The organism is Nonomuraea rhodomycinica, from assembly GCF_013363995.1.
Lineage (GTDB): Bacteria > Actinomycetota > Actinomycetes > Streptosporangiales > Streptosporangiaceae > Nonomuraea > Nonomuraea rhodomycinica.
This window is the reverse complement of record NZ_JABWGO010000030.1, coordinates 1-1,839: the sequence shown is the minus strand read 5'-3', so window position 1 is coordinate 1,839 and position 1,839 is coordinate 1. Positions and strand designations below refer to the sequence as shown.

General features: G+C 66.3%; 1 protein-coding gene and 1 pseudogene. Both read right to left on the bottom strand.

The features are described from left to right. Positions 1 to 754: pseudogene (locus HT134_RS44265) on the bottom strand (DNA-directed RNA polymerase subunit beta); the annotation flags it as partial. A gap of 257 nt (positions 755 to 1,011) precedes the next feature. After that, entirely contained in the window at positions 1,012 to 1,590 is a 579-nt protein-coding gene (locus HT134_RS44260) for a TetR/AcrR family transcriptional regulator (protein WP_246366607.1), read from the bottom strand. Positions 1,591 to 1,839 lie beyond the last annotated feature (249 nt).

The following is a 1,839-nucleotide window of genomic DNA, read 5'->3' as shown; positions in this document are numbered from 1 at the left end:
CGGCCGTGTGGTCCTTCTCCAGGGTGGCCCGCATGGACTCGTACTGGCCGAAGCGCTCGAGGATCTGCTCGTTGGTCCATCCCAGTGCCTTGAGCAGCACGGTGACGGCCTGCTTGCGCTTGCGGTCAATGCGCACACCGACGCTGTCGCGCTTGTCGATCTCGAACTCGAGCCAGGCGCCCCGCGACGGGATCACCTTGCAGCCGTACAGGTCCTTGTCGGAGGTCTTGTCGACGCTGCGCTCGAAGTACACACCGGGCGAGCGGACCAGCTGGGAGACCACCACCCGCTCGGTGCCGTTGATGACGAACGTGCCCTTCGGCGTCATGAGCGGGAAGTCACCCATGAACACCGTCTGGCTCTTGATCTCACCGGTGGTGTTGTTGATGAACTCCGCCGTCACGAACATCGGGGCGGAGAAGGTCATGTCCTTGTCCTTGCACTCATCGACTGAGTACTTGGGCGGCTCGAACCGGTGGTCGCGGAACGACAAGGACATGGTCCCCGAGAAGTCCTCGATCGGACTGATCTCTTCGAAGATCTCTTCGAGGCCCGACTGGGTCGGGACGTCCTTGCGACCGGCCTGGCGAGCCGCCTCCACCCGGGCCTTCCACTTCTCGTTGCCGAGCAGCCAGTCGAAGGACTCGGTCTGCACGGCGAGGAGGTCAGGAACTTCGAGAGGCTCCTGGATGCGCGAAAAAGAGACGCGACGGGGACCGGCGGGTACGGCGGAGGCGTTGCGCGAGGCTGCCAACAGATGTCCTTCCGAGGGCTCGCAGCGGATGACTACACGCACGCCGGACGACATCACTGTCAATGCGGAGAAGCGGGACGTCGAGGGCGAGCGTGGAAGGGCAGCATAAAGCAAAAGAGATACGAATGTCCACGCATATATAAATTGTCAACCCTCGATCCCGTCATCAGGATCGCACGCTCACCTCGGAACCGTCAAGCCAGACGCACGAGAAGCCCTCACGGCTTCAGGAGCGCCCGGAACCGCTCGCTTCGCGCTCACGCTCTCGGGCCCATTCCGGCGAAGGCCGCCTGGAGCACGCGGTCGATGTAGTCGTGCGTCACCGGCTGCTGCGTGATCAGCAGCCGGAAGTACAAGGGGCCGGACAACAGCTCGAACGCCAGGTCCAGGTCGACGTCGGGGGCGAGCTGCCCCTGGTCCTTGGCGGCCTTGAGGCGGGTCCGGGTGTCGGCGGTCTGGGGCTCGATGAACCTCCGGTTGAGCGCGGCGGCGACCTCGGGATCGTGCTGCGCCTCGCCGATGAGGTCCTGGTACAGCGGACCCCAGGGCGGCCGGCCCAGCAGGTCGGCGGCCCTGGTCATGACCTCGCGCAGATCGGCCACGATGTCGCCGGTGTCGCGGTGCTCCAGTCCCGCGGTGTTGAGGCTGAGGACGGCGTCGAGGAACAGCAGGCCCCGCGAGGGCCAGCGGCGGTAGACGGTGTGCTTGCCGACGCCGGCGCGGGCCGCGACCGCCTCGATGGTGAGCTTGGCGTAGCCGAGCTCGCGGGCCAGGTCCAGGGTGGCCCGCATGATCGCTTTGGTGCGGTCGTCGGTGCGGGCGGCGTGGTCGGTCATGCCGACAGCCTAACGGAACGGCACGTGCCGTGTTGACATCTGCGAACTTCGTGGGCCACGCTATCCCCGTCGGCACGGCACGTGCCGTTCCGGTCCGGGGAACCGTATCCTCCCCACGAAAGGGAACGACATCATGAGCAAGGTCTGGTTCGTCACCGGCTCCTCCCGCGGCCTGGGCCGCGAGTTCGTCCAAGCCGCCCTCTCCCGCGGCGACAAGGTCGCCGCCACCGCCCGCACCACCACGAGCTT

Excerpts from the sequence above, each read along its gene's own strand:
- HT134_RS44260 (WP_246366607.1), bottom strand. The coding sequence starts at position 1,590 with ATGACCGACCACGCCGCCCGCACCGACGACCGCACCAAAGCGATCATG.